Here is a 22,812-nt window from a genome sequence, read left to right on the forward strand (position 1 = left end):
ACCGTGAGGGGCCGTCGAGACCCGGGTCGCACGGGCGGCAGCGGGCGGCCGTGAAGCGCTCGCCGCGCGCCTGTGCCACACTCCGCCGATGATCTCCGAACCGATCACCGCGGACGCCGCGGGCACCTGGACCATCGGCGACCTGACCGTCGGCCGCGTAGGCTTCGGCACGATGCGGCTGACGGGCAGTGCCGCCTTCCACCTCGGCACGCCCGGCGACCGCGGGCGCTCGCTGGCGGTGCTGCGCAGGGCGGTCGAACTCGGCGTCAACCACATCGACACCGCCGCCTTCTACTTCTCCCAGCTGCGCTCCGCGAACGAACTCGTCAACAGCGCGCTCTCCCCGTACCCGGACGACCTGCTCATCGCCGCCAAGGTCGGCCCCTTCCGCGACTGGTCGGGGGAGTGGGGCACCTCCGCCCGCCCCGACGAACTGCGCGGACACGTCGAGGAGAACCTGCGCCAACTCGGCCGCGACCACCTGGACCTGGTGTACCTGCGCCGCATGCGGCAGGACTCGATCGCCGAGCACTTCGGCGCCCTGGCCGACCTGCGCGAGGCGGGCCTGATCCGGCACCTGGGCATCTCCGGCGTCGAACCCCGCCACCTCGCCGAGGCGCAGGCCATCGCCCCGGTGGTGGCCGTGCAGAACCGCTACGGGATCGACTCGCCCGACCCGGTCACCGACGACCTCGTGCGGCTCTGCGGCGAACAGGGCATCGCGTTCGTCGCGTTCTACGCCATCGCCGGCAAGCGGGGTCCGCACGCCGCCGACGGCACCGACGACGACGAGGTGCTCGCCGTCGCCCGGGCGCACGACGCGAGCCCCGCCCAGGTCCGCATCGCCTGGACCCTCCAGCAGGGCCCGCACGTGCTCGCCATCCCCGGCACCGGCAACCCCGACCACCTCGCCGAGAACGTGGCGGCGGGCGCCCTGCGGCTCACCGAGGAGGAGCTGGCCCGGCTCAACGCCCTGCACCGCCAAGCGGATTGAGGCTCAGTCCAGCCACACTCCGTCCCGCATCAGATGCCGTCCGGGCAACTCGTGCTGCCCGTGCCACGCCTGCACGGCACGGGGGCGCACCCGGAAGAAGGCGTACGAGGCGCCGTCGTGGCGGGGATCCCAGCCGGTCTTCGCCACGAACCCGGCGACGGCCTCCTGCGGCGCCTCCCGGCCGGAGAACGTCTCCACGTCGCCGTCGACGAGCACGACGTCCTGCGTGTCCCCGAGCGCCAGGCGGGCGCGCCGCCCCTCGCGCAGGTTGCGTCCGGTGGGGTTGGTGAGCCGGGTGGCCATCCAGACCGCCTCCCCGTCCCAGGCGAACCACAGCGCGACCAGACACGGCAGCCCGTCCCGGTCCGCGGTGGCGACCCAGACGTCCGACTCCCGCTCCAGCCGGGCCAGTACGTCGCTTCTGCGCTGCTCCAGACCGCGTGGCGGCTCGGTGATCCTCATGGCCGGGACGCTACCGGCCCGGCCCGCCGCCCACCTCGGGCCGAAGCCCTACGACCACCGGCCTCCGCCTTCGCCGGAGCCGCGCTCCGCCCCGTTCCGGAGGGTGATCCGCCCCGACTGGCGCGGCCGTGGGTTTTACGTATAACCTCTCCCGTCAACCACCCCCACCGAGAGGTCCCGATGAGCCGTATCGCCCTGGTCACCCTCGTCGTCGACGACTACGACGAGGCGATCCGCTTCTACACCGAAGCCCTCGGCTTCCGCCTCGTCGAGGACACCCCCCGCCCCGACGGCTCCCGCTGGGTCGTCGTCGCGCCCGGCGCCGGGGCGCAGGGCACCGGCCTGCTGCTCGCCCGCGCCAAGAACGCGGCGCAGCGCGAGCGGATCGGCGACCAGACGGGCGGACGCGTCGGCTTCTTCCTGCACACCGACGACTTCGCCCGCGACCACGCCCGGATGCTCGCGGCGGGCGTGACCTTCCTGGAGGAGCCCCGGCACGAGCCGTACGGCTCGGTCGCCGTCTTCCAGGACCTCTACGGCAACCGCTGGGACCTGCTCCAGCCCGCCGCCTGACCATCCCGCACCCCCTGCCGAGGAAAGCAAGCCCTGCCATGACCGCGCCCCGCATCGACACCGAGACCCTGCGCCGCCTGCCCAAGGCCGTCCTGCACGACCACCTCGACGGCGGCCTGCGCCCCGCCACCGTGGTGGAACTCGCGCGGGAGGCGGGCCACACCCTGCCCACGACCGACCCCGACGAACTGGCCGCCTGGTACGTCGAGGCCGCGAACTCCGGGGACCTGGTGCGCTACATAGCCACCTTCGAGCACACCCTCGCGGTGATGCAGACCCGCGAGGGGCTGCTGCGCACGGCCGAGGAGTACGTCCTGGACCTGGCCGCCGACGGTGTCGTCTACGGCGAGGTGCGCTACGCGCCGGAGCTGATGCTCAAGGGCGGGCTGACCCTGCCCGAGGTCGTCGAGACCGTCCAGGAGGGGCTCGCGGCCGGGATGGCGAAGGCGGCGGCGGCCGGCACGCCGGTGCGGGTCGGCACCCTGCTGTGCGGCATGCGGATGTTCGACCGGGTCCGTGAGGCCGCCGACCTGGCCGTCGCCTTCCGCGACGCCGGCGTCGTCGGCTTCGACATCGCCGGCGCCGAGGACGGCTTCCCGCCCGCCGACCACCTCGACGCCTTCGAGCACCTGCGCCGCGAGAGCGTCCCGTTCACCATCCACGCCGGCGAGGCGCACGGCCTGCCCAGCATCCACCAGGCCGTGCAGGTGTGCGGCGCCCAGCGCATCGGACACGGGGTGCGCCTCACGGACGACATCGTCGACGGCAAGCTCGGCCGTCTCGCCGGCTGGGTCCGCGACCGCCGCATCGCCCTGGAGATGTGCCCCACCTCCAACCTCCAGACCGGCGCGGCGACCTCGATCGCGGAGCACCCGATCACGGCCCTGAAGGACCTCGGCTTCCGCGTCACCCTGAACACCGACAACCGCCTGGTGTCCGGTACGACGATGACGCGTGAGATGTCCCTGCTGGTGGAGTCGGCGGGCTGGACGGCCGAGGACCTGCGCACGGTCACGGTCAACGCTGTGAAGAGCGCGTTCATCCCGTTCGACGAGCGCAGGTCCCTGATCGAGGACGTGGTCCTGCCGGGTTACGCGGCCGTGCTCTGAAGCAGCCCGCGGACGTAGGCGGCCTGTCCGACGTGCTGGAGGTCGTCGGACAGGACGCTGACCAGGCGCACGCCGAGGGTGACCGGCGGGTCCCAGCGCTCGTCGACGACGCGCTGAAGATCGTCGGCGGCGAGGTCGCCGAGGACGCCGAGGGTCTGCTCGTGTACGGCGTCGTAGTAGCCGGTCAGCAGGTCTGCGGAGTCGACCTGCACCTTGGCGACCTTGGCGGCACTGTGGCCGTAGCCGGTGTCGTGGCTCGGCAGGTCCAGTCCGAACCGTTTGTGCCAGTCCTGGGTGAGCCACACCTGGTCCAGCCCGAAGGCGTCGGCGACGTGGTCGTCCTGGACGCGGGTGAGATGCCAGACGAGCCAGGCGATGGAGTTGGCGTCGGGGGAGGGGCGGGCGGTCAGGGCGTCGGGGCCGAGGCCCTCGACGACGGCGTGGACTTCTTCCTGGATGCGGCCGTACCCGTCGATGAGGATGTCCTTCGCATGCATACGTCCACCATCGCTCATCGCCGTCCCTCACGCGTCCGGAATCCAGCTTCCGTGGAAGCCCAGCGGCACCCGCCCCGGCAGATGGACGCGCGCCACCGGCTCGCCGGTGAAGTCCTGCGCCGCGAGGATCACCAGGTCGGCCGCGCCGCGGTCCGGATCGTGGACGTAGGCGATCGCGTAGCCGTCGTCCTCCTCCCGCGCACCGTCGGCCGGGACGAAGACCGCCTCGCCCGCCGCGGCGCCCTTCGGCAGCCGGTGGACCTGCGTGGTGCCGCGGCACAGGTCGTGCTTGATGAGGGCGTTGGAGAAGGCCCGGTCGGGCGGGTTCGTGTCGGGCGCGAGGTAGGCCAGGGTCATGTCGGCGGCGGCCGCGGTGTAGGCGTAGCGGTGCCGGCGGGAGACCAACGGCTCGTGGATGCGCGGGAATTCCTGCGGCCGGTCGTCGAGGGTCCGGGTGCGCACGCGGCCGTGGGCGGGATCGATGGTCCAGCGTTGCACGGAGGCGGTGCCCGTCGCGGCGGGGCCGTCGCTGCCGCGGCCCGCGACGTAGAAGGGCGCCGGGTAGCTGGTGAGGTCGACGACGACGGACGAGCCCTCGTCGTAGGCGTTGAGGGTGTGCGAGTAGTAGACCGGGTCCGTCTCGAACCACCGCACCGGACCGCCCGCCCGGGGCAGCAGGCCGACGCGCATCGGGTGCTCGGTGTTCCACACGTACGGCACCAGGTCGCCCCGTTCCGCCGCCGCGGGATCGAAGGTGACGGGCATGTCGAAGATCACGACGTAGGTCTCGGTGAGCGCGAAGTCGTGCATCATCGGCCCGTCCGTCACCGGGACGCGCGTGGTGCGCACGAGCCGGCCCGTGTGGTCGACGACGTGGTGGCGCACGTGGTCCCAGGTGGGGTAGTAGGCGACGGCGTGCAACTCGTCCGCCACCGCGTCGAACTTGGTGTGCGCGGTGAAGGCGCCCTCCAGGGTGCCCCGGAAGTCGTACGGCCCCACCGTGCCGAGTTCGTGGTCCAGTTCGTACGGCAGCGGGCCGCTCTCCTGGAGCGCCAGGATCCGTCCGCGGTAGGGGATCACGTGGGTGTTGCAGGGGAAGTCGTCCGGCGGGACGGGGCCCGGGTAGGGCTCGCCGAGCTTGCCCGCCACCTGGGAGGAGCGCACCCAGCGGTTGCGGTACCACTCGGCCCGGCCCTCGCGCAGCCGGACGCCGTGCACCATGCCCTCGCCGAGCATCCAGTGATGGGCGCGCGGGTCCTCCAGGCCGAGGACGTTGGGGCCGTTGCGCAGGTAACGGCCGTTCAGCTCCCGCGGGATGCGGCCGGTGACCGGCAGGTCGAAGGCGGTCAGCTCCTCGGTGACGGGCTCGAAGGCCCCTTCCAGGAACGGAAAGCGCTGCGTCGTGGCGCCCCGAGCGGTGGCCGCCGCCTGCCCGGCTCCCGTCGCGACCAGTCCGCCGGCCGCCGCCAGGGCCGCCGTGCCGCGCAGCACTCCGCGCCGTGTGTGGTCCGTCATCTCCCGTACTCCTTGCCGCAGTCGTCGTGAAGGACGGTCACGAGTCTGCGGGGGGAGACGGCCGGGGTCAGGAGGGCTGGGCCCCGTCCGGGGGTGGTGCCAGGCCCCCTGTTTCCAGGACCGCGGGGTCGTCGAGGCCGGTCGTCTCCAGCAGGGCCATCAGCGCCCGCGCCGCCGGGCTGGTCGCCTGGGGCGGGGGCAGCAGGGCCACGGTCTCGTAGACGGTCTCGCCGGTGCCCTTCACGGGCAGGGCGGTCAGGGCCTCGCGCTTGTGCCGGAAGTGCCGCGGTACGACGGCGATGCCGAGGTTCTCGTCCACCAGGTCCAGCAGGCTGTGCACGTCGTTCACCTCCAGCGCGACGGTGCGGCGCACCCCGGCGGCGGCGAAGGCCGCGTCGGTGGTGCGGCGCGGTCCCCAGTCCGGGTGGAAGTCGACGAACACCTCCGCGCCGAGATCCTCCGGCGTCACGGCCGCACCGGCCCGCGACAGCCGGTGACTGGGGTGGCACAGCGCCGTCATCGGCTCGCCGGTCAGCGAGACCGAGCGCAGCTGGTCGGTGTCCGCCTGCGTCCGGTAGGCGAAGGCCAGGTCCAGCCGCCCCGCCGCGACCTCCTCCGCGAGCTCTCCCGAACCCGCCTGCCGCAGCCGGATCTCCACGTCCGGGTGACGCCGGCGGAACGCGGCGAGCAGCCCGGCGACATGGACCCCGGCGATGCACTGCTCGGTGCCCAGCGACAGCGTGCCGCGCAGCACGCCCTGCACGGCCGCCACCGCCTCGTGCGCCGCCCGCACCTGGGCCAGGATCCGCTCCGCCTCGCCGAGCAGCGCCCGCCCGGCCTCCGTGAGCGTCACCCGGCGGGTGGTGCGCACGAACAGCGGCGTCTGCAACTCCCGCTCCAGCGCCCGGATCGAGGCCGACAGACCGGACTGGGAGACCATCAGCCGCTCGGCCGCGCGCGTGAAGTGCTGGTCCTCCGCCACCGCGACGAAGTGCTGGAGGTGACGCAGTTCCATCGGGCCTTCTCTCGGGTCGCTCGGGCCCTCCCATGGTAGGCAGCCGGACCCCGGCCGGATCCCACCCCTCAAACGCAGGCTTTCTTGCGCTAGGAGCACACCCGCAGGAGACTTGTTGACGCAAGGGAAACTGCGTTAGCAGGAGGTGATCCCATGCTCTTCCCCGCAGGCTTCTGGGTGGTCTTCACCCTCGTCGTCCTGGCCGGGCTGGCCGCCACCACCGTGGCGGCGGTGCTGGTCTCCACCCTCACGTCCCGCCCGGCGCGGCAGCCGTCCGCCGGCGTGCTGCCCTTCCCCCGCCCCGCCCGGCACGACCACCCCAAGGCGAGCTGACACCACCGGCCGGAGGGGTCGCGGACGGCGCGCGGTGAGCTACGTTGACGAGGTGTCCGCCCCCAGCCGTCCCCGAGCCCGCAGACCCGGCGGCCGCAGCGCCCGGGTCCGCGCCGCCGTCCTGGCGGCGACCGTCGACGTGCTGCTGGAGGGCGGCGTCGACGCCCTGTCGATCGGCGAGGTGGCCCGCCGCGCCGGGGTGCACGAGACCTCCGTCTACCGGCGCTGGGGCACCAGGACCAACCTCGCGCTGGACGCGGTGCTCGACCGCACCCGGACGGAGGTGCCGGTGCCGGACACGGGCGCCCTGCGCACGGACCTGAAGGCGCTGCTGCACGGGGCCGCCGCGTTCGCCCGCACCCCGCTCGGCGAGCTGCTGGTGCGGCTGGCGGTCCGGGAGGACACCAGCGAGTACGAGGAGGCCCGCGCCCGGTTCTGGGACCACCGCTTCGCCGCCGGATCGGCCGTCCTCTCCCGCGCCGCACAGCGCGGCGAACTGCGTCCCGGCGTCGACCACCGCCTCGCCTTCGAGGCGCTCATGGGCCCGGTGCACATGCGCCTGCTGCTGACCCGGGAGCCACTGGACGACGCCTTCCTGGACGGCGTGGTCGACCTGGTCCTCGCCGGCATCGCACCGGCCGCGGACCCGGCGGAGCGCATTGAGAAACCGCCCCGCTGAATCCCATCGCATTCTCCTGTTGGACCACTGCCCGCAGGTCACGACAGAGTGGGGTGCGGTGCCCTGGAACCGGCACCTCGTGTACCAACCCCTCTGGAGTCGCGTTGTACACCGCACACCCCGACCGTTACGCGGACATGCCCTACCGGCGCACCGGACGCAGCGGCCTGAAGCTCCCCGCGATCTCGCTCGGCCTGTGGCACAACTTCGGGCCCGACCGCCCCGTCGAGACCCAGCGCGCCATCCTGCGCCGCGCCTTCGACCTCGGCGTCACCCACTTCGACCTCGCCAACAACTACGGCCCCCCGCCCGGCGCCGCCGAGTCCGCCTTCGGCGAGGCGCTCAAGGCCGACTTCGCCGGACACCGCGACGAGCTGATCGTCTCCACCAAGGCCGGCTACCTGATGTGGCCCGGCCCGTACGGCGAGTGGGGCTCCCGCAAGTACCTGATGTCCTCGCTCGACCAGAGCCTGAAGCGCATGGGCCTGGACTACGTCGACATCTTCTACTCGCACCGCCCCGACCCGGAGACTCCCCTGGAGGAGACGATGGGCGCCCTGCACTCGGCCGTCCAGCAGGGCAAGGCGCTCTACGTCGGCATCTCCAACTACTCGGCGCAGCAGACCCGCGAGGCCGCCCGCATCCTCGGCGAGCTGGGCACCCCGCTGCTGATCCACCAGCCCCGGTACTCGATGCTGGACCGCCGCCCCGAGGACGAGGGGCTGCTGGACGCCCTCGACGAGCTCCAGGTCGGCTCCATCGTCTTCTCCCCGCTGGAGCAGGGCCTGCTCTCCGCCCGCTACCTCGACGGCATCCCCGAGGACTCGCGCGCGGCGAGCGACAGCCCCTTCCTCAACTCGGACGCGGTCACCGAGGAGCTGGTGGGCCGGCTGCGCGCCCTCGACGGCATCGCCAAGGAGCGCGGCCAGACCCTCGCCCAGCTGGCCCTCGCCTGGGTGCTGCGCGGCGGCCGGGTGACCTCCGCGCTGGTCGGCGCGAGCAGCCCGCAGCAGATCGAGGACAGCGTCGCGGCCACCCGCGGGCTGGACTTCGACGCCGAGGAGCTGGCCCGCATTGACGCGATCGTCAGGCCGTAAGCCGCTCGCTGACCTCCCAGAGGCGGGCCGCCGCCTCTGGGTCGACGGCTCGCGGCAGCACACCGGGCGTCCGCTCGCTCTCGTACCAGGCGGCCTCGGTCCCGGGCGTCACCAGCGGACTGATGTCGCAGTTCTCGCAGAACACGCCGCCGAGACCGGCGAGCTGCGGGCTGGTCGCGCACCAGACGCTGGTGGCCGCGCCCTGCGGCACGGTCTTCCACTGCCGCCCGGGATCGATGATCGGCCTGCCGTCCTGGTCGACCGTGCCCGAGGCCCGGACGACGTGCGGGTCGACGTGCCTGATCAGGCCGGTGTCGATGATGATCCCGGGATGCACGGAGAAGGCCCGCACGCCGTCGGCCCGGCCGCGCCGGTCCAGCTCCACGGCGAAGAGCGCGTTGGCGGTCTTGGACTGCCCGTAGGCGACGAACGGCTCGTAGGGGCGGCGCTCGAAGTGCAGGTCGTCGAAGTCGACGCCGCCGAAGCGGATGCCCCGCGACGACACCGCCACCACCCGCGCGCCGCCCGCCGCCACCAGCGCCGGCCACAGCCGGGCCGTCAGCTGGAAGTGCCCGAGGTGGTTCGTGGCGAACTGCGCCTCGTACCCCCGCGCGTCCCGCGTCAGCGGAGTCGCCATGATCCCGGCGCTGTTGACCAGGATGTGCAGCGGACGCCCCGAGGCCAGGAACTTCTCCGCGAAGGCGTCGACGGAGGCCGGGTCCATGAGGTCCAGATGCTCGACCTCGGCTCCGGGCACGTCCCGCAGGGCGCCGCGCGCCCGCTCCGGGTCGCGCGCCGGAACGACGACCTCGGCGCCGGCGGAACGCAGCACCCGGGCGGTCTCCAGACCGAGACCCGACGAGCCGCCGGTGACGAGGGCGACCCTGCCGGTCAGGTCGGAGCCCCGGATCACCTCCTCGGCGGTGGAGGCGGCGCCGAAGCCGGAACCCAGGGGACGCTGTGCGGTGGTCATGGCTGTGTACTCCTCGCTGTGAGCCGTCCTCGCCACCGTAGATCCGCCCGGCCGTACGATGAATGCTTGAGAGTCCGGGGTACTTGCGCGATAGTTCGGCCATGCCCTCCGATCTCGTGGACCCCCTGTCCGACGCCCTGGCCGTGGCCGACGCTCGCAGTGCCCTCTCCGGCGGGTTCACGGCCGGCGGTTCCTGGGCCATCAGGCTGCGCGGGCGGGACCGGCTGAAGGTCGTCGCGGTGGTGCGCGGCGGCTGTCTGCTGACCTGTGAGGACGGCGGGGAGCCGGTGCCGCTGGCCGAGGGGGACGTCGTCGTCTCCGACGGCGGACGGCCGTACGTGCTGTGCAGTGCCCCCGGGGTGGCGCCGGTGGACTCGGGGGAGGTGCCCGTGGACCCCGGCAGCCGGATGGCCCGGCTCGGCGACGGCCCGGACGAGGACGTCGTCTGCGTCTCGGGGCACATCGACCTCAGCCGGGACAGCGGCGACCTGCTGCGGAGCGCGCTGCCCGAGCTGGTGCACGTGCGGGGCGACGCGCCCGAGGCGACGGTGCTGCGCTGGCTGACCGGCCAGCTGCTGGGGGAGATGAGGACGGTGCGGGCCGGGTCCGCCTTCGCCTGCGACCAGTTGGCCCAGCTGCTCTTCGTGCAGGTGCTGCGGGTCTGCCTCACCGAGGCCGACGGGCTGCCGCCGGGCTGGCTGCGGGCGCTGGCCGACGAGCGTCTCGCCCCGGCGCTCAGGCTGATGCACGGCGACCCCGCCCACCCCTGGCAGCTGGCGGAACTCGCCCGGGCCGCCGCGATGTCGCGGACCACCTTCGCCGTACGGTTCAAGGAGGCGGCCGGGGTGCCGCCGCTGACGTATCTGCTCAACTGGCGCATGAGCCTGGCCGCCCGTGCCCTGCGGCAGGACACGGCCCCGGTCGCGGCACTCGCGCGGGCGGTCGGCTACACCTCCGAAAGCGCCTTCAGCAACGCCTTCAAGCGGACCGTCGGCATCGCGCCCAGGCGCTACCGGGAAGCGGCCGGGAGCTGAGCCGCCAACGCGCCGCCCGGGGGCGCCGGGCGGCGCTCGTCACGCTCCCGCGGGCACCCGGTCGAGGAAACCGAGCACCGAGCGGATACGGCCGTCGGCGTCCAGGGTGATCACGTCCGACCCGGCGACCGGTGCGGTGCCGTCCGCCTCGCTCACCAGCTCCCAGGAGAAGCGGGCCGTGTCGTGGTGGCCGTCCACGGCCCCCGTCAGCCGGAAGGCGAACCCCGGGAACTGCTCGTGCGCCGCGGCGATCACGGCCGCGATCGGCCCGTGCCCGCCGACGTCGGCCAGGGGGTCGGTGTACGCGCCGTCCGCGGACCAGGCGGCGGCGACGGCCTTCGCCCGCCGCTCGGGCTCGCGCTCGTTCCACGCCTCGAAGTAACGGGCGACGGCGCTTTCGTAACGGTTCGTGTTCGCGGACATGGGTGATCGACCTCCGGCAAGGGGGTAAGTGCTGGTCAGGTCCCGGATCCCGGTCCCGGCGACCCGGTGGGACCACCTTGCCCGCGGCCCGGCGCGGCGTCGATTACTCCTCGGGTAAGGGCGACGCCCGCCGGATTTCGGCCAACAACGCCTGTGAATATGCCAGGAGAGTGGCCGGAAAGTCATGGTGACAGTGTTTCAGTAGTGAACATACTCAGTCTCAGGGACTTCACACGGAGCGAAGAAACGATCACGCACCGCACATGAGCCGTACCGAAGGAGAGGTCTGCCGACAGGCTAACGACGCGCGACGGGGGATCGACCATGCACGACGAATTCCTGTGCCATGTCACCGCATACGGTATCTGCGGCGGGCAGCGCATCGGAGTGCCCCTGGGCACCTACCGGGCCCCCACCCTCGCCCTCGCCCTGTGGTGGCTGCGTGACCGCGCCAACTGGATCGCCGACCGATTAGACCCGCAGCCCGAGGCCGCGCACTTCCCCCCGAGCGCCCTGGTCCCGGTCGCCGACACGGTGGCCGACGTCCCCGCCATCCTGCGCCTGTGGTGCGCCGACGTGACCCAACAGGAGCTGGTCGCCGACGAGCTGGCCGCCGGCCGGCTGGTGCGGGTCGCACTGTGCGACGACACCACCGAGTACGAACTGCTCGCCGAGTCCGTCGACGCGCTGCGCATGCAGCGGACGATCCCGGCCCTGGTCCTGCCGGTCGGCTGACCGCCCGGCCCCGGCGCTCCCGCGCCGGGCGCCCAAACGGACGAATCGGTAGAATTCTGCGCATGTCAGAGCGGCATGTGGCGCCGACCGCGCCCGAACTCGTCCTGGAGACCGACGCGGGCTCCACGGTGATGATCCCGGGCCACGACTACCACGTCGGCCGCGACCCCCTCTGCGACATCGTCCTCGACGACGCCCGCGTCTCCTGGCACCACGCGGTGCTGCGCCCCGAGGCCGGCCACTGGACGATCGAGGACGAGCACAGCACCAACGGCACCTACGCCGACGGCCGCCGCATCCACGAGTGGGGGGTGGGTCCGGGCAGCGAGATCCGCTTCGGCAGCCCCTCCGACGGCCCCCGCGCCGTGCTCCTCGGCCTGCCGCCCGCGCTCCCCGAGCGGCCCTCCGCGGTCTCGATGCCCGGCCTGACCGGGACCTTCCGGCAGCCCACCACCGTACGGCCGCTGCCCGCCCGCACCGTCCGCATCGGCCGCGCGCCGGACAACGACCTCGTCATCGACGACCTGGTCGTCTCCCGCCACCACGCCGAACTGCGCGCCCTGCCCGACGGCGGCCACGAGATCGCCGACCTCGGCAGCCACAACGGCACCTTCCTCAACGGCGCGCCCGTCACCGCCGCCCCGATCGGCCCCGGCGACGTCGTCGGCATCGGCCACTCCGCGCTCTGCCTCGTCGGCGACCAGCTGCAGGAGTACGTCGACACCGGCGAGGTCTCCCTCGACGTCCAGGACCTCGCGGTCGCCGTCGACCACGGGCGCAGGACGCTGCTGGACCACGTGTCGTTCCCGGTGGGGGAGAAGTGCCTGCTCGCCGTCGTCGGACCGAGCGGCGCCGGCAAGTCCACGCTCCTGAACGCCCTCACCGGCCAGCGGCCCGCCGACCACGGCACCGTCCTGTACGACGGCCGCGACCTCTACCGCGACTACGCCGAGTTGCGCCAGCGCATCGGACTGGTCCCGCAGGACGACATCCTGCACGCCCAGCTCACCGTGCGCAGCGCCCTGTCCTACGCCGCCGAACTGCGCTTCCCGCAGGACACCGCGAAGGCCGAGCGACAGGCCAGGGTGGACGAGGTGATCGGCGAACTGGGCCTGGAGCAGCGCGCCGGCCAGCCCGTGCACAGCCTCTCGGGCGGCCAGCGCAAACGCGTCAGCGTCGCCCTGGAGCTGCTGACCAAGCCGTCGCTGCTCTTCCTCGACGAGCCGACCTCGGGCCTGGACCCGGGCATGGACCGCTCGGTGATGCACATGCTGCGCGGCCTCGCCGACGACGGCCGCACCGTCATCGTCGTCACCCACAGCGTGCTCAGCCTGGACGTGTGCGACCGGCTCCTCGTCCTCGCCCCCGGCGGCCGGGTCGCCTACTACGGCCCGCCCGGGGACGCCCTCGCCTTCTTCGGCTTCGAGCAGTGGCCGGAGGCCTTCGAGTCCTTCGAACGGGACCGCGAGCGGGACTGGGCGGGCGACTTCGCGCTCTCGCCCTTCCACCGCCAGTACGTCACCAACGCCACCGCCCAGCCCCGCGTGCCCCGCTCCGGACCGGTCGTCATCACCCCGCCCGCCCGGCCCCGCAGCCGGGGCGCCCAGCTCGGCACGCTGGTGCGCCGCTACGGCACCGCCCTCGCCGCCGACCGCACCTTCCTCGCCATCATGATCGCCCTGCCGTTCGTGATGGGCGCCATGGCACGGGCCCTCGCCGGCAGCCGGCTCACCCAGGAGACGGCGATGAACGCGCTGCTCATCCTGTGCGTCGGCGGCGTGCTGACCGGCGCGGCCAACGCCGTGCGGGAACTGGTGAAGGAACGCACCATCTACCGGCGGGAGCGGGCCGTGGGCCTGTCCAGATCGGCGTACCTGATGTCGAAGGTCGTCGTCCTGGGCACGGTCACCGTGCTGCAGGCGGTGGTGCTGACCCTCGTGGCGCTGCTCGGGGTGGACCTCAACGCGCCCGGAGGCAAGGGCGTGTTGATGCCGCCGCTGGTCGAAATCACCGTCGCCGTGGCCTTGCTGGCGTTCACGGCGATGATGCTCGGTCTGCTGGTCTCCGCGCTGGTGCGCAAGGAGGAGGTGACGATGCCGCTGCTGGTGCTGCTCGCCATCGTCCAAGTGGTCTTCTGCGGCGCGCTGCTGAAGCTGCACGGCGTGCCCGGCCTGGAGCAGCTGTCCTGGCTGGTGCCCTCGCGCTGGGCCCTGGGCGCGATGGCCGGCACGGTGGGGCTGGCGCGCATCGTGCCCGGCGAGCTGACGGCCGACCCGCTGTTCCGGCACTCCGCCGGGGTGTGGCTGCTGAACATCGCCATGCTGCTGGTGCTGTCGGCGGTCTTCGGATTCGCCGTCTCCCGGCTGCTGCGCCGGCACGAACCCGCCGTGATGCGGAAGTAGCCGCCGATGACCGCGCCCGGCTTCCGGCCCACCCACGTCGTCCCCCGGCACGGCATGCCCGCCTGGGAGACCCCCGACCCCGCCCGGCCCACCGTGCCCCTGGACCCGCTGCTGCCGGTCCAGCTCGTCGAGCGGCGCGGCGACTGGGGGCACGTCGTGTGCGCCAACGGCTGGTCGGCCTGGGTCGACGGCCGCTACCTGGTCGCCGTCCCCGACGACCCGCCCGCGGCCGGCGGCCCCCTCGCCGGCGCCGACGACCCGCGCCCCCTGCTCGCCCGTGCCGAACAGGCCCTCGCCCGCTACCGGGGCGCCGTCGAGGAGCTCGCCGCCGGCACCCTCGACGGCGAGTCCTTCCGCGGCCGCACCCGCGGACTGCGCATCGGCGTCGTCGTCGACGGCGAGTCGCTGTGGCTGTACGACACCGAGCACGGGCGGTGGGTCCACGCGGACGGGCGGCGCCTGAGCACCTACGCCGCCGACGAGGAGCCGCGCGCCGCCGCGCACCCCGGCCACGCCCCCACCCAGGTCGTGACCCCCGATGGCCCGTGACACCAGCCTCTTCTCCGGCCGCCCCTCCGAACTGGTCGGCCGGCAGGTGGCCGGCTACCGCATCGAGCGCGAGATCGGCCGGGGCGGCATGGCCGTCGTCTACCGGGCCCGCGACCTGCGCCTGGAACGCACCGTCGCCCTGAAGCTGCTCGCCCCGGAACTCGCCCGCAACGACACCTTCCGGCTGCGCTTCACCCACGAGTCCCGGGCGGCGGCCGCGATCGACCACCCGCACATCGTGCCCGTCTTCGAGGCCGGGGAGACGGACGGCGTGCTGTACATCGCCATGCGCTACGTCGACGGCAGCGACCTGCGCCATCTCCTCGACCGGCGCGGCCCGCTGCCCGCGGTGACGGCCCTGCGCATCGCCGCGCAGGTCGCCTCCGCGCTGGATGCCGCCCACGAGCACGGGCTGGTGCACCGGGACGTCAAGCCCGGCAACATCCTCATCGCCCGCGGCACCGACAGCGACCACCCCGAACACGCGTATCTCACCGACTTCGGCCTGACCAAGAAGTCGCTGTCGCTGACCGGCTTCACGACCGTCGGCCAGTTCGTCGGCACCCTCGACTACGTCGCCCCCGAGCAGATCTCCGGCCGCCCGGTCGACGCGCGCTGCGACGTCTACGGGTTCGCCTGCGTCGTCCACGAGACCCTCGCCGGGCACCCGCCCTTCCGGCGCGACGACGACATGGCCCTGCTGTGGGCCCACCAGTACGACCAGCCGCCCCCGCTGACCGAGGCCCGGCCCGACCTCAGCCCCCGGGCCGACGCCGTGTTCGCCCGGGCCCTCGCCAAGAGCCCCGACGACCGTCACGACTCCTGCCTGGCCTTCGTCACCGACCTGCGCGCCGCCCTGACCGGCGGGGCGCCGGCCGCCCATCCGCCGACCGAGGTGGCTGTGCCGGTGGCGGGCACCGGCCCCGTGGCGCCGCCCCGCTGGGCCCGGCCCGCCTTCGGCCGACGGCCCTAGAGGACGCTCTCGCCGCGGCGCCGTACCGGCCCGGCCAGCAGGGCGCCGAGGAACCCGGCCACCAGGCCCCACAGCAGGGCGAGGCCCAGCGCCGTCCAGATCCTCGGCGTGAGGAACAGGGTGCCGGACAGGCCGCCGCCGAGGTCGCCGACGCCGAGCACCGACAGACCGTAGTGGGCGGAGATCCGGCCCGTCAGACAGATCATGAGCACCGTCGCCGCCAGCGCGAGGGCCATGTGCAGGGCGTGCTGCCAGGCGCGCACCCGGGCCGGTGAGCGGACCGCCATCACGAAGGCGGCGCCCAGCAGCAGTACGGCGGCCACGGCCACCAGCCACCAGGCGCGGCCGTCGTGCTCGGCGAGGGTGCCCACGTTCAGCGTGGCGGTGTCCTTGGTGCGCAGCACCTCGTCCAGGACGTGCGGCATGGGCAGCCCGAAGGGGCCGGTCACCCGGCCGGTCCAGGTCGCCCCCATCCCCAGCGTCAGCGCGAGCCACACCAGGTTCGGCAGTCCCAGCAGCAGCACGGCGAGGGTCTGCGCGACGTGGCCGCGGGTCGCCGCCACCACCAGTCCGATGACGACGCCGAGACCGACGTAGGCCAGCAGCAGGGCCACCATGGCGTACGCGGCGGGCCGCACTGACTCCTGGAAGCGCAGCAGCCGGCCCGGCAGCGGCGCCCCGCGCGCCACCAGCAGCGCCAGCACCAGCACCCCGGCCAGCCACAGCAGACCGAACAGGAGGGTCTGCGGCACGTTCGTGGTGAAGCCGACCTCCGGAGTGACGCCGAAGAGGTCGCCGAGGTCCGAGAGGGTGCCGTCGCCGAGGGAGAGGGTGAAGGTCTGGCGGGCACCGAAGGCCAGGCCGAGCAGGGCGAGCAGCCACAGGACGGCGACCTGGGCCGCCCACCCGGCCAGTTCCGCCGCCCCCGCGACCGCCCGGTGCCGCAGCGGGCGCAGGAAGCCGGCGGCGAGGACGAGGGCGCCGGCCAGCGTGACGGCCAGCGGGACGACGGTCAGCCCGGCGCGCGTGTCGGCGAGCGCGCCGGCGTTCCCGGAGAGTTCGATCGTGCCGCCGACGGCCGTGACCACGGTGGCCGCCACCACCCGGGGAAAGGCGCCCTGCGGCAGATCGCCCGCCCCGGCCGCCCACAGCCCGAGGGCGGCCACCCCTCCCATGACGAGCAGCGTCGCCAGCCCCGCGCCGAGGGCCTGCACCCAGCCATGGCGGGCCACGCCCAGGTCGGAGAGGGTTCGCGCACTCACCCTTGCCACGCTAAGCAGCGCCCGCGCACCCCGCCCGCCGGGAGGGCCGTACGCGTCCGCTTGCGAGCCGCGCGGGATCAGAGCACACAATGGGGGATAAGTCGATAAAGCGGCTCAACTCGGGGCAAGCCGCAGGTAACCACGTCGGGAAGAAGAGCCGTGAGCGTCGAACCGCCGTCGTCAGGCCGCCCCACAGGACCCCCCTCCGGACCGTTGTCCGGCCCTTCCCAGCCGCCCACGGGGCCGCCCTCCGAGCCCCCGGGCGGCGGCGGCGACGCCCCCGCGCCGCAGCCCGGGCGCCCCTGGTGGAAGTCCGCGCCCCGCGTCGCGGTCCTCACCACCGCGGTCGTGGCCGCCGTCGTCCTGGCGGTGGTGTTCACCCGCTCCGGCGGCGGCTCCGGCACCAGCGGCGGCGGCGAGGTCTTCCTGCAGGCCGCGGCCAAGACGGGCCCGGACCCGTTCACCGGCTCCACGGCCACCGACAGCTCCGCCCCGCCCGTCTCCGCCTCCCCCACGGTCTCCGCGCCGGCCAACGCGGTCCGCGGGGTCGACGGCGGCGCCGCGGGCCTGTACGGCGGCACCCGCAACGTCTCCAGCTGCGACGTCGAGAAGCAGATCAAGGCCCTGCGGGCGGATGCCGCCAAGAACCAGGCGTTCGCCTCGGTCGCCGGCGTCCAGCCCGCCGAGGTCCCCGCCTACCTGCGGGCCCTGACCCCCGTACAACTGCGCATGGACACCCGCGTCACCAACCACGGCTACCGCGACGGCGCCGCCACCAGCTACCAGGCCGTGCTCCAGGCCGGCACGGCCGTCCTCGTCGACGGCCACGGCGTGCCCCGCGTGCGCTGCGCCTGCGGCAACCCGCTGACCCCGCCCGTCGCCCAGCGCACCACGCCGAAGCCGACCGGCGACTCGTGGCCGGGCTACAGCGCCACGAACGTCGTCTTCGTCAACCCCGCCCCGCAGATCATCAACGTCTTCGTCCTGTACGACCCGGACCACGACGCGTGGATCTCCCGCCACCGCGGCGACACCGGGCACCACGACAAGCCGGCCCGGCCGCCGGCGTCGCCTTCGCCGTCGGTGAGCGTCTCCAGCCCGACGTCGTCGCCCTCGTCGCCGTCACCGTGCGCCTCCGCGCCCTCCGGCAGCAGCAAGGCGCCCGGTGGCTCCGCGAAGCCGTGCCCGCCGACCTCGACCGCCCCGTCGTCGCCGGGGACGAGTACGTCCTCCTCGCACCCGCCGACCCCGCCGCCGCCCTCGCCTCCGTCGCCCGGGCCCTCGACACCGCAGCCCCCGCCCGCCTCGGACAGCACCACCGTCAGCGCCCCGGGATCGCCGGGCACGTCACCGGCGGTGTGACCCGTCCGGCTCTGTCGGGGGACTGCGGCGCGCGGCTCGGGGTACGAGCACTGGTGCACCATCGACCGGCGCGGCCGGCTTCCGAGAGAGAAACGCATGATCGACCACGTAGGCGGGGCAGTGATCCGGACTGGTTTCGACGTGCCCGTGGAACCGCTGCGGCGGGCGGCGCACTACAGCGGTGAACCGGGATGCATCGCCGAGGCGCGCGCCTTCGCCGCGGACTTCGTCGAACGGCTCAGGACCGAGTGGGGCACCGAGATCGCGGGCCGCGCCGAGGACGAGCTGCTGCTGGTCGTCAGTGAGCTGGTCACCAACGCCGACCGGCACAGCAACGGGCCGTACATCCTGGAGCTGGAAGGCACGGAGACCACGGTGACGGTCTGCGTCTACGACAGCAGCGAGGCCCTGCCGCGCCGGTTTCCGCGCGATCCGGAGCGGATCGGACGGCACGGGCTGGAGATAGTCCATGTGCTGGCGGAGCGGGTCACCGTGGAGCGGGTGCCGGTCGGCAAGAGAGTGAGCGCCGTCGTACGGCTGGGCAACGCGTGACCGCCGAAGCCGTCCCCGCAGGCGGCCCCGGCGGTGCCGGTCGCGCGTGCCTGTCCCTCACGCGCAGCCGAGTTCGCCCAGCATTCCCTCCCGCAGCCGCGCGATGATCCGCTTGATCAGCCGGGAGACGTGCATCTGCGAGCAGCCGAGCCGTTCGCCGATCTCGGCCTGCGTGGCCTCCTCGACGAACCGCATGTGGATGATCTGCCGGTCCCGTTCGTCCAGCTCGGCCATGAGCGGGGCGAGCGAGTGGAAGTCCTCGACGAGCCGCAGCCCGTCCTCCTCCACGCCGATGAAGTCGGCCAGGACCGCCTCGCCGCCCTCCGGGCCGTCGCCGGTCAGCGCCGCGTCCAGCGACGAGGAGTTGTAGCCGTTGGCGGCGATCTGCGCCTCGACGACCTCGGTCTCGGGGATGTTCATCAGCGTGGCCAGCTCGGCGACCGTGGGCTCCCGGTCCAGCCGGCTGGCGAGTTCCTCGCGGGCCTTGGCCAGCTCCACCCGCAGCTCCTGCAGCCGCCGGGGCACGTGCACGGCCCACGTGGTGTCGCGGAAGAAACGCTTGATCTCGCCCACGATGTACGGCAGGGCGAAGGAGGTGAACTCGACCTCGCGGGACAGCTCGAACCGGTCGATCGCCTTGATCAGGCCGATCATGCCGGTCTGGACGATGTCCTCCATGTCGTCGCCGCGGCCGCGGAAGCGTCCGGCGGCGAAGCGCACCAGGGACATGTTCATCTCGATGAGCGTGTTGCGCGCGTACTGGTACTCGTGGGTGCCCTCTTCGAGCTCCGCGAGGCGCTGGAAGAACTGGCGGGACAGCTCCCGGGCGTCCCGTGGGGCCACGGCGCGCGGCTGGTCGATTCCCGGCAGTGTTCCGTCACCCGTGCCGGTCCCTGCGGTCTTCTCCACGACCTCAGCCTCCGACCGCTTCACGGCGGTATCCATGTCCTCTCCCACGAAAGTCACGACTGGACGTACGTCTGCCTCGGATCCTTCCTGTGGCTTGCGGATACCCCGGGTCCGGCGGAGCATGCCCACTTCGTGCCCGGTTGGTGAAAAAAGGGTGGCGGCGGCGGCGCGGCGGCGCCGATGCTCGCCGGTATGACGGACACCACGCGGTCACAGACGGAGATCGAACGGACTTTCGGTTGGTGGGACATGTTCGTCCCTCCCGAGGAGGATCCGCGCAGCGACGGCGGCCAGGTGGGGGAGCGTGACACGCTCGTCGGCTCCCTCGCAGACCATCGTCTCACTCTGCGGCTGAAGTGCACAGGGCTGGACGCCGAGGCCATGGCCCGCCGCTCGGTGCCGCCCTCCGACCTGTCCCTGCTGGGACTCGTGCGCCATCTCGCCCGGGTGGAGCACTTCTGGTTCCGCCGCGTCATGGCCGGCCAGGACAGTCCGCCGCCCTACCGCACGGCCGAGCGGCCCTACCTCGACTTCGAGGGCGCGGTGCCCGACCCGGAGGTGGTGGCCGAGGCATGGCGGACCTGGCGGGACGAAGTGGCCTTCGCGGAGCGTTTCGTCGCCGAGGCGCCCGGCCTGGACATCACCGGGGAGCACGAGGACTGCCCGATCGAGCTGCGCCAGGTGCTGGTCCACATGATCGGCGAGTACGCCCGGCACAACGGCCACGCCGACTTCCTGCGCGAGCGCATCGACGGGCGGGTGGGGCAGTAGGCCCCGGCGGTCATCCTCCCGTGCGCTCGGCCGTGATCAGCTCGTGGAGGTAGCGCTTGGTGACCCGGCCGCCGTGGCGGGCGTCCATCAGCTGCCGCAGGCACATCAGCAGGCCCCTGCGGGCCGTGTCGTCCAGTGCGCGGTGACCGGAGTAGGTGAGCAGGACGTCGATGTACTCGTCGGTGGTGTAGGCGATGTCCTGGGTGTGGCGGCGCACGGTCACCGGGCCGAAGCGGTCGTACTCCGCGAGCTCGCCGAGGTCGGTGGCGACGTCGGCCGCGTCCGGCAGCACCAGCCCCGGCGGGGTGGCCGGATCCCAGCGTTCGTAGCAGCGCTGGGCCTCGGCGAAGAAGTCCGTGCTGCCGCCGGCGACGTGCTCGGTGGTGATGATCGCGATCCTGCCGCCGGGGCGCAGCGCGTCGGCGGCCCGGGTCAGCCGTACGGCCGGGTCGATCCAGTGGAACGCCGTCGCGCTCACCACCAGGTCGAACGCCCCGGCCGGCACCGGCCACGTCTCGAAGTCCGCCACGACCACCTCCACGTGCGGGAACGCGGCGAGGCGTCGCCGGGCCACCGCGGCCATGGCCGGGCCCAGTTCCACGGCGGTGATACGGCACCCGAACTCGGCGAGCGGCACGGTGAGTTGGCCCGTCCCGGGGCCGATCTCCAGGACGCTGCCGCCCGGTCCGAGGCCGGCCGTGGCGGCCAACTCCTCGACCAGCGCCCGCGGATAGCGGGGCCTGGCCCGGTCGTACAGCTCGGCCGCCTGGTTGAACGTATGCCGCAGTGCCACGCGTCCCGCCCCTTTTCGCCTCGGCGCTTCACCCACAGCAGAATGCTGATCTCTTCCCCCCGAGTCGAACCCTTCTAGGCTGAAGAGGTGAGCAACCGAGCGCCGAACGAAGCCCGCGTGATCCCGCTGCGCCCGCCGGCCGCCGCCCGGCCCGCGCCGCCCGCCCCGGCGGACCGGCCGCGCGAGCCGCTCTGGCGCGACCTGGTCGGAGACGTCCTGCGCCGCGAGCGCCTGGCGCAGGAGCGCACCCTGAAGGACGTCGCCGACGCCGCCCGCATCTCCATGCCCTACCTGTCGGAGGTCGAGCGCGGCCGCAAGGAGGCCTCCTCGGAGGTCCTCGCGGCCGCCGCGCACGCCCTCGGCCTGGGCCTGGGCGACCTGCTGTCGCTGGCGCAGGGCGAGCTCACCCGGCAGCGGCACGCCGGCCGGCGCCCGTCCGGGACGCCGTACGGCGGGATGTGTCTGGCCGCCTGACGGTCACACCGCCACCAGCCGCCTGCTGAGCACCTCGTCGGCCAGGCCGTAGGACACCGCCTCCGGCGCGGTGAACACCTTGTCGCGGTCCATGTCCGCGCGCAGCGTCGCGACGTCGTGGTGGGTGTGCCGCGCCAGGACCTCCTCGACCTGGCCGCGGATGCGGACCATCTCGTTGGCCTGCAGGGCGAGATCGGACACCGTGCCCTGCCGGCCGCCGCTGGCGGGCTGGCCGAGCAGGACGCGCGCGTGCTCCAGCACGAACCGGCGCCCCGGGTCCCCGCCGGCCAGGAGCACGGCCGCGGTGGAGGCCGCCTGGCCGACGCAGAAGGTGGAGACCGGCGCCTGCACGAACGTCATCGTGTCGTAGATCGCCATCAGCGAGGTGAACGAGCCGCCGGGAGAGTTGATGTAGATCGCGATCTCGCTCTCGGGGGCCGCCGACTCCAGATGCAGCAGTTGCGCGATGACGACGTTGGCGACGCCGTCGTCGATCTCGGTGCCGAGGAAGATGATCCGCTCCGACAGCAGCCGGCTGAACACGTCGGAGGAGCGCTCGCCGTGCGCGGTGCGCTCGACGACGTACGGAATCGTGTAGTTGCCCATGTCACAGCCCCATCCGTCGCTTGCCGGCGGTGGGCCGGACGTCCACGAGGGACTCCACGACCCGGTCGACCATGCCGTACTCCCTGGCCTGTTCGGCCGTGAACCAGCGGTCGCGGTCACCGTCCCGGGAGATGGTCTCCGGGCTCTGGCCGGTGTGCTCGGCGGTGATCCGCTCGATGGTGCGCTTGGTGAACTCCAGGTTCTCCGCCTGGATCTCGATGTCCGCGGTGGTGCCGCCGATCCCGGCGGACGGCTGGTGCATCATGATCCGCGCGTTGGGCAGCGCGTAGCGCTTGCCGGGCGCGCCGACGCTGAGCAGGAACTGGCCCATGCTGGCGGCGAATCCCATGGCGAGGGTGGAGACGTCGTTCGGGATCAGCCGCATCGTGTCGTAGATGGCCAGACCCGCGTGCACCGACCCGCCGGGGCTGTTGACGTACAGGCTGATGTCGGTGCGCGGGTCCTCCGCCGACAGCAGGAGCAGCTGGGCGCAGACCCGGTTGGCGGAGGTCTCGTTGACCTCCGTGCCGAGGAACACGATGCGCTGGGCGAGGAGTTGGGCGGCGAGGTGGTCGTCGAAGCGGCTGGGCGGGGTGTCGCCCTCCTCGGCGCGGGGCGCGAGGGCGGTCAGTGGAGTCATCGGTTCTCCCGTCGGGGGTCGTTCCGTCGACTCCACTGTCGGCCCGGGCGGGCGCGCCGCCGAGGGTTCTCTGCCCGCGG

General features: G+C 73.3%; 26 protein-coding genes. 15 read left to right on the top strand and 11 right to left on the bottom strand.

Annotation, left to right across the window (positions count from 1 at the left end; all coding sequences use genetic code 11):
- The first annotated feature begins 88 nt into the window (after nucleotides 1-88).
- Nucleotides 89-994 carry an aldo/keto reductase gene (locus ACYF6T_RS14705; RefSeq protein WP_461696530.1) on the top strand — a complete coding sequence of 302 codons (906 nt, stop codon included), beginning with the start codon at nucleotides 89-91 and terminating at the stop codon, nucleotides 992-994.
- A gap of 3 nt (nucleotides 995-997) precedes the next feature.
- Here ACYF6T_RS14705 and ACYF6T_RS14710 read toward each other — a convergent pair whose 3' ends face one another.
- Complete coding sequence (locus ACYF6T_RS14710) at nucleotides 998-1,456, bottom strand: pyridoxamine 5'-phosphate oxidase family protein (protein WP_461696531.1); 459 nt, start codon at nucleotides 1,454-1,456, stop codon at nucleotides 998-1,000.
- Between the two features lie 180 nt (nucleotides 1,457-1,636).
- On the opposite strand from ACYF6T_RS14710, the gene ACYF6T_RS14715 reads away from it, so the two are divergent.
- Nucleotides 1,637-2,029: a VOC family protein gene (locus tag ACYF6T_RS14715; RefSeq protein WP_461696532.1), complete on the top strand. Its 393-nt coding sequence runs from the start codon at nucleotides 1,637-1,639 to the stop codon at nucleotides 2,027-2,029.
- A 38-nt stretch (nucleotides 2,030-2,067) separates the two neighbouring features.
- Entirely contained in the window at nucleotides 2,068-3,138 is a 1,071-nt protein-coding gene (locus ACYF6T_RS14720) for an adenosine deaminase (protein ID WP_461696533.1), read from the top strand.
- On the opposite strand, the gene ACYF6T_RS14725 is transcribed toward ACYF6T_RS14720, so the two are convergent.
- From ACYF6T_RS14725 to ACYF6T_RS14735, 3 genes are all read right to left on the bottom strand, one after another.
- Nucleotides 3,120-3,635: a mycothiol transferase gene (locus ACYF6T_RS14725; RefSeq protein WP_461696534.1), complete on the bottom strand. Its 516-nt coding sequence runs from the start codon at nucleotides 3,633-3,635 to the stop codon at nucleotides 3,120-3,122. The two genes, ACYF6T_RS14720 and ACYF6T_RS14725, sit on opposite strands and share 19 nt — an antisense overlap.
- Before the next feature lie 27 nt (nucleotides 3,636-3,662).
- Nucleotides 3,663-5,150 carry a carotenoid oxygenase family protein gene (locus ACYF6T_RS14730; RefSeq protein ID WP_461696535.1) on the bottom strand — a complete coding sequence of 496 codons (1,488 nt, stop codon included), beginning with the start codon at nucleotides 5,148-5,150 and terminating at the stop codon, nucleotides 3,663-3,665.
- 67 nt (nucleotides 5,151-5,217) lie between these two features.
- Nucleotides 5,218-6,165 carry a LysR family transcriptional regulator gene (locus ACYF6T_RS14735; RefSeq protein WP_461696537.1) on the bottom strand — a complete coding sequence of 316 codons (948 nt, stop codon included), beginning with the start codon at nucleotides 6,163-6,165 and terminating at the stop codon, nucleotides 5,218-5,220.
- Between the two features lie 153 nt (nucleotides 6,166-6,318).
- On the opposite strand from ACYF6T_RS14735, the gene ACYF6T_RS14740 reads away from it, so the two are divergent.
- The 3 genes from ACYF6T_RS14740 to mgrA all read left to right on the top strand — a co-directional run bounded on the left by ACYF6T_RS14740 (nucleotide 6,319) and on the right by mgrA (nucleotide 8,274).
- Complete coding sequence (locus tag ACYF6T_RS14740; protein ID WP_461696539.1) at nucleotides 6,319-6,498, top strand: hypothetical protein; 180 nt, start codon at nucleotides 6,319-6,321, stop codon at nucleotides 6,496-6,498.
- A gap of 52 nt (nucleotides 6,499-6,550) precedes the next feature.
- Nucleotides 6,551-7,177 (top strand): TetR/AcrR family transcriptional regulator, encoded by a 627-nt coding sequence (locus ACYF6T_RS14745; protein WP_461696541.1) that lies wholly within the window; start codon nucleotides 6,551-6,553, stop codon nucleotides 7,175-7,177.
- Nucleotides 7,178-7,281: 104 nt separating this feature from the next.
- Complete coding sequence (mgrA, locus tag ACYF6T_RS14750) at nucleotides 7,282-8,274, top strand: L-glyceraldehyde 3-phosphate reductase (protein WP_461696542.1); 993 nt, start codon at nucleotides 7,282-7,284, stop codon at nucleotides 8,272-8,274.
- Here mgrA and ACYF6T_RS14755 read toward each other — a convergent pair.
- Nucleotides 8,264-9,247 (bottom strand): oxidoreductase, encoded by a 984-nt coding sequence (locus ACYF6T_RS14755; protein ID WP_461696544.1) that lies wholly within the window; start codon nucleotides 9,245-9,247, stop codon nucleotides 8,264-8,266. The genes mgrA and ACYF6T_RS14755 overlap by 11 nt on opposite strands.
- Before the next feature lie 101 nt (nucleotides 9,248-9,348).
- Here ACYF6T_RS14755 and ACYF6T_RS14760 point away from each other — a divergent pair, with 101 nt between their 5' ends.
- Nucleotides 9,349-10,281 (top strand): AraC family transcriptional regulator, encoded by a 933-nt coding sequence (locus tag ACYF6T_RS14760; protein WP_461696545.1) that lies wholly within the window; start codon nucleotides 9,349-9,351, stop codon nucleotides 10,279-10,281.
- 39 nt (nucleotides 10,282-10,320) lie between these two features.
- On the opposite strand, the gene ACYF6T_RS14765 is transcribed toward ACYF6T_RS14760, so the two are convergent.
- Nucleotides 10,321-10,704: a nuclear transport factor 2 family protein gene (locus ACYF6T_RS14765; RefSeq protein ID WP_461696546.1), complete on the bottom strand. Its 384-nt coding sequence runs from the start codon at nucleotides 10,702-10,704 to the stop codon at nucleotides 10,321-10,323.
- Between the two features lie 324 nt (nucleotides 10,705-11,028).
- Here ACYF6T_RS14765 and ACYF6T_RS14770 point away from each other — a divergent pair, with 324 nt between their 5' ends.
- The 4 genes from ACYF6T_RS14770 (at nucleotide 11,029) to ACYF6T_RS14785 (ending at nucleotide 15,363) form a co-directional block, all read left to right on the top strand.
- On the top strand, nucleotides 11,029-11,439 hold the full coding sequence (locus ACYF6T_RS14770) for a hypothetical protein (protein WP_461696548.1): 411 nt from the start codon (nucleotides 11,029-11,031) through the stop codon (nucleotides 11,437-11,439).
- 62 nt (nucleotides 11,440-11,501) lie between these two features.
- The gene (locus ACYF6T_RS14775; protein ID WP_461696549.1) at nucleotides 11,502-13,841 is read left to right on the top strand and encodes an ABC transporter ATP-binding protein/permease; all 2,340 of its coding nucleotides are present in this window, start codon (nucleotides 11,502-11,504) and stop codon (nucleotides 13,839-13,841) included.
- Between the two features lie 6 nt (nucleotides 13,842-13,847).
- Nucleotides 13,848-14,390, top strand: a complete 543-nt coding sequence (locus ACYF6T_RS14780) for an SH3 domain-containing protein (RefSeq protein ID WP_461696550.1) — start codon at nucleotides 13,848-13,850, stop codon at nucleotides 14,388-14,390.
- Nucleotides 14,380-15,363, top strand: coding sequence for a serine/threonine-protein kinase (locus ACYF6T_RS14785; RefSeq protein ID WP_461696551.1), 984 nt, complete (start codon nucleotides 14,380-14,382; stop codon nucleotides 15,361-15,363). The genes ACYF6T_RS14780 and ACYF6T_RS14785 overlap by 11 nt, the downstream gene beginning before the upstream one ends.
- Here ACYF6T_RS14785 and ACYF6T_RS14790 read toward each other — a convergent pair.
- Nucleotides 15,360-16,625: a streptophobe family protein gene (locus ACYF6T_RS14790; RefSeq protein ID WP_461696552.1), complete on the bottom strand. Its 1,266-nt coding sequence runs from the start codon at nucleotides 16,623-16,625 to the stop codon at nucleotides 15,360-15,362. The two genes, ACYF6T_RS14785 and ACYF6T_RS14790, sit on opposite strands and share 4 nt — an antisense overlap.
- Before the next feature lie 159 nt (nucleotides 16,626-16,784).
- Here ACYF6T_RS14790 and ACYF6T_RS14795 point away from each other — a divergent pair, with 159 nt between their 5' ends.
- Nucleotides 16,785-17,987 (top strand): DUF6777 domain-containing protein, encoded by a 1,203-nt coding sequence (locus ACYF6T_RS14795; RefSeq protein WP_461696553.1) that lies wholly within the window; start codon nucleotides 16,785-16,787, stop codon nucleotides 17,985-17,987.
- 96 nt (nucleotides 17,988-18,083) lie between these two features.
- On the top strand, nucleotides 18,084-18,539 hold the full coding sequence (locus ACYF6T_RS14800; RefSeq protein ID WP_461696554.1) for an ATP-binding protein: 456 nt from the start codon (nucleotides 18,084-18,086) through the stop codon (nucleotides 18,537-18,539).
- A 57-nt stretch (nucleotides 18,540-18,596) separates the two neighbouring features.
- Here ACYF6T_RS14800 and ACYF6T_RS14805 read toward each other — a convergent pair whose 3' ends face one another.
- Nucleotides 18,597-19,484 carry an RNA polymerase sigma factor SigF gene (locus ACYF6T_RS14805; RefSeq protein WP_461696555.1) on the bottom strand — a complete coding sequence of 296 codons (888 nt, stop codon included), beginning with the start codon at nucleotides 19,482-19,484 and terminating at the stop codon, nucleotides 18,597-18,599.
- 156 nt (nucleotides 19,485-19,640) lie between these two features.
- Here ACYF6T_RS14805 and ACYF6T_RS14810 point away from each other — a divergent pair, with 156 nt between their 5' ends.
- Nucleotides 19,641-20,219 carry a DinB family protein gene (locus ACYF6T_RS14810; RefSeq protein WP_461696557.1) on the top strand — a complete coding sequence of 193 codons (579 nt, stop codon included), beginning with the start codon at nucleotides 19,641-19,643 and terminating at the stop codon, nucleotides 20,217-20,219.
- A gap of 10 nt (nucleotides 20,220-20,229) precedes the next feature.
- On the opposite strand, the gene ACYF6T_RS14815 is transcribed toward ACYF6T_RS14810, so the two are convergent.
- Nucleotides 20,230-21,012 carry a class I SAM-dependent methyltransferase gene (locus ACYF6T_RS14815; RefSeq protein WP_461696558.1) on the bottom strand — a complete coding sequence of 261 codons (783 nt, stop codon included), beginning with the start codon at nucleotides 21,010-21,012 and terminating at the stop codon, nucleotides 20,230-20,232.
- 87 nt (nucleotides 21,013-21,099) lie between these two features.
- On the opposite strand from ACYF6T_RS14815, the gene ACYF6T_RS14820 reads away from it, so the two are divergent.
- Nucleotides 21,100-21,486 carry a helix-turn-helix domain-containing protein gene (locus tag ACYF6T_RS14820; RefSeq protein WP_461696559.1) on the top strand — a complete coding sequence of 129 codons (387 nt, stop codon included), beginning with the start codon at nucleotides 21,100-21,102 and terminating at the stop codon, nucleotides 21,484-21,486.
- A gap of 3 nt (nucleotides 21,487-21,489) precedes the next feature.
- Here ACYF6T_RS14820 and ACYF6T_RS14825 read toward each other — a convergent pair whose 3' ends face one another.
- Nucleotides 21,490-22,092, bottom strand: coding sequence for a ClpP family protease (locus ACYF6T_RS14825; RefSeq protein WP_461696560.1), 603 nt, complete (start codon nucleotides 22,090-22,092; stop codon nucleotides 21,490-21,492).
- Between the two features lies 1 nt (nucleotide 22,093).
- Nucleotides 22,094-22,732 carry an ATP-dependent Clp protease proteolytic subunit gene (locus ACYF6T_RS14830; protein WP_461696561.1) on the bottom strand — a complete coding sequence of 213 codons (639 nt, stop codon included), beginning with the start codon at nucleotides 22,730-22,732 and terminating at the stop codon, nucleotides 22,094-22,096.
- Nucleotides 22,733-22,812: the final 80 nt, after the last annotated feature.

Source organism: Streptomyces sp. 7R007, assembly GCF_054850255.1.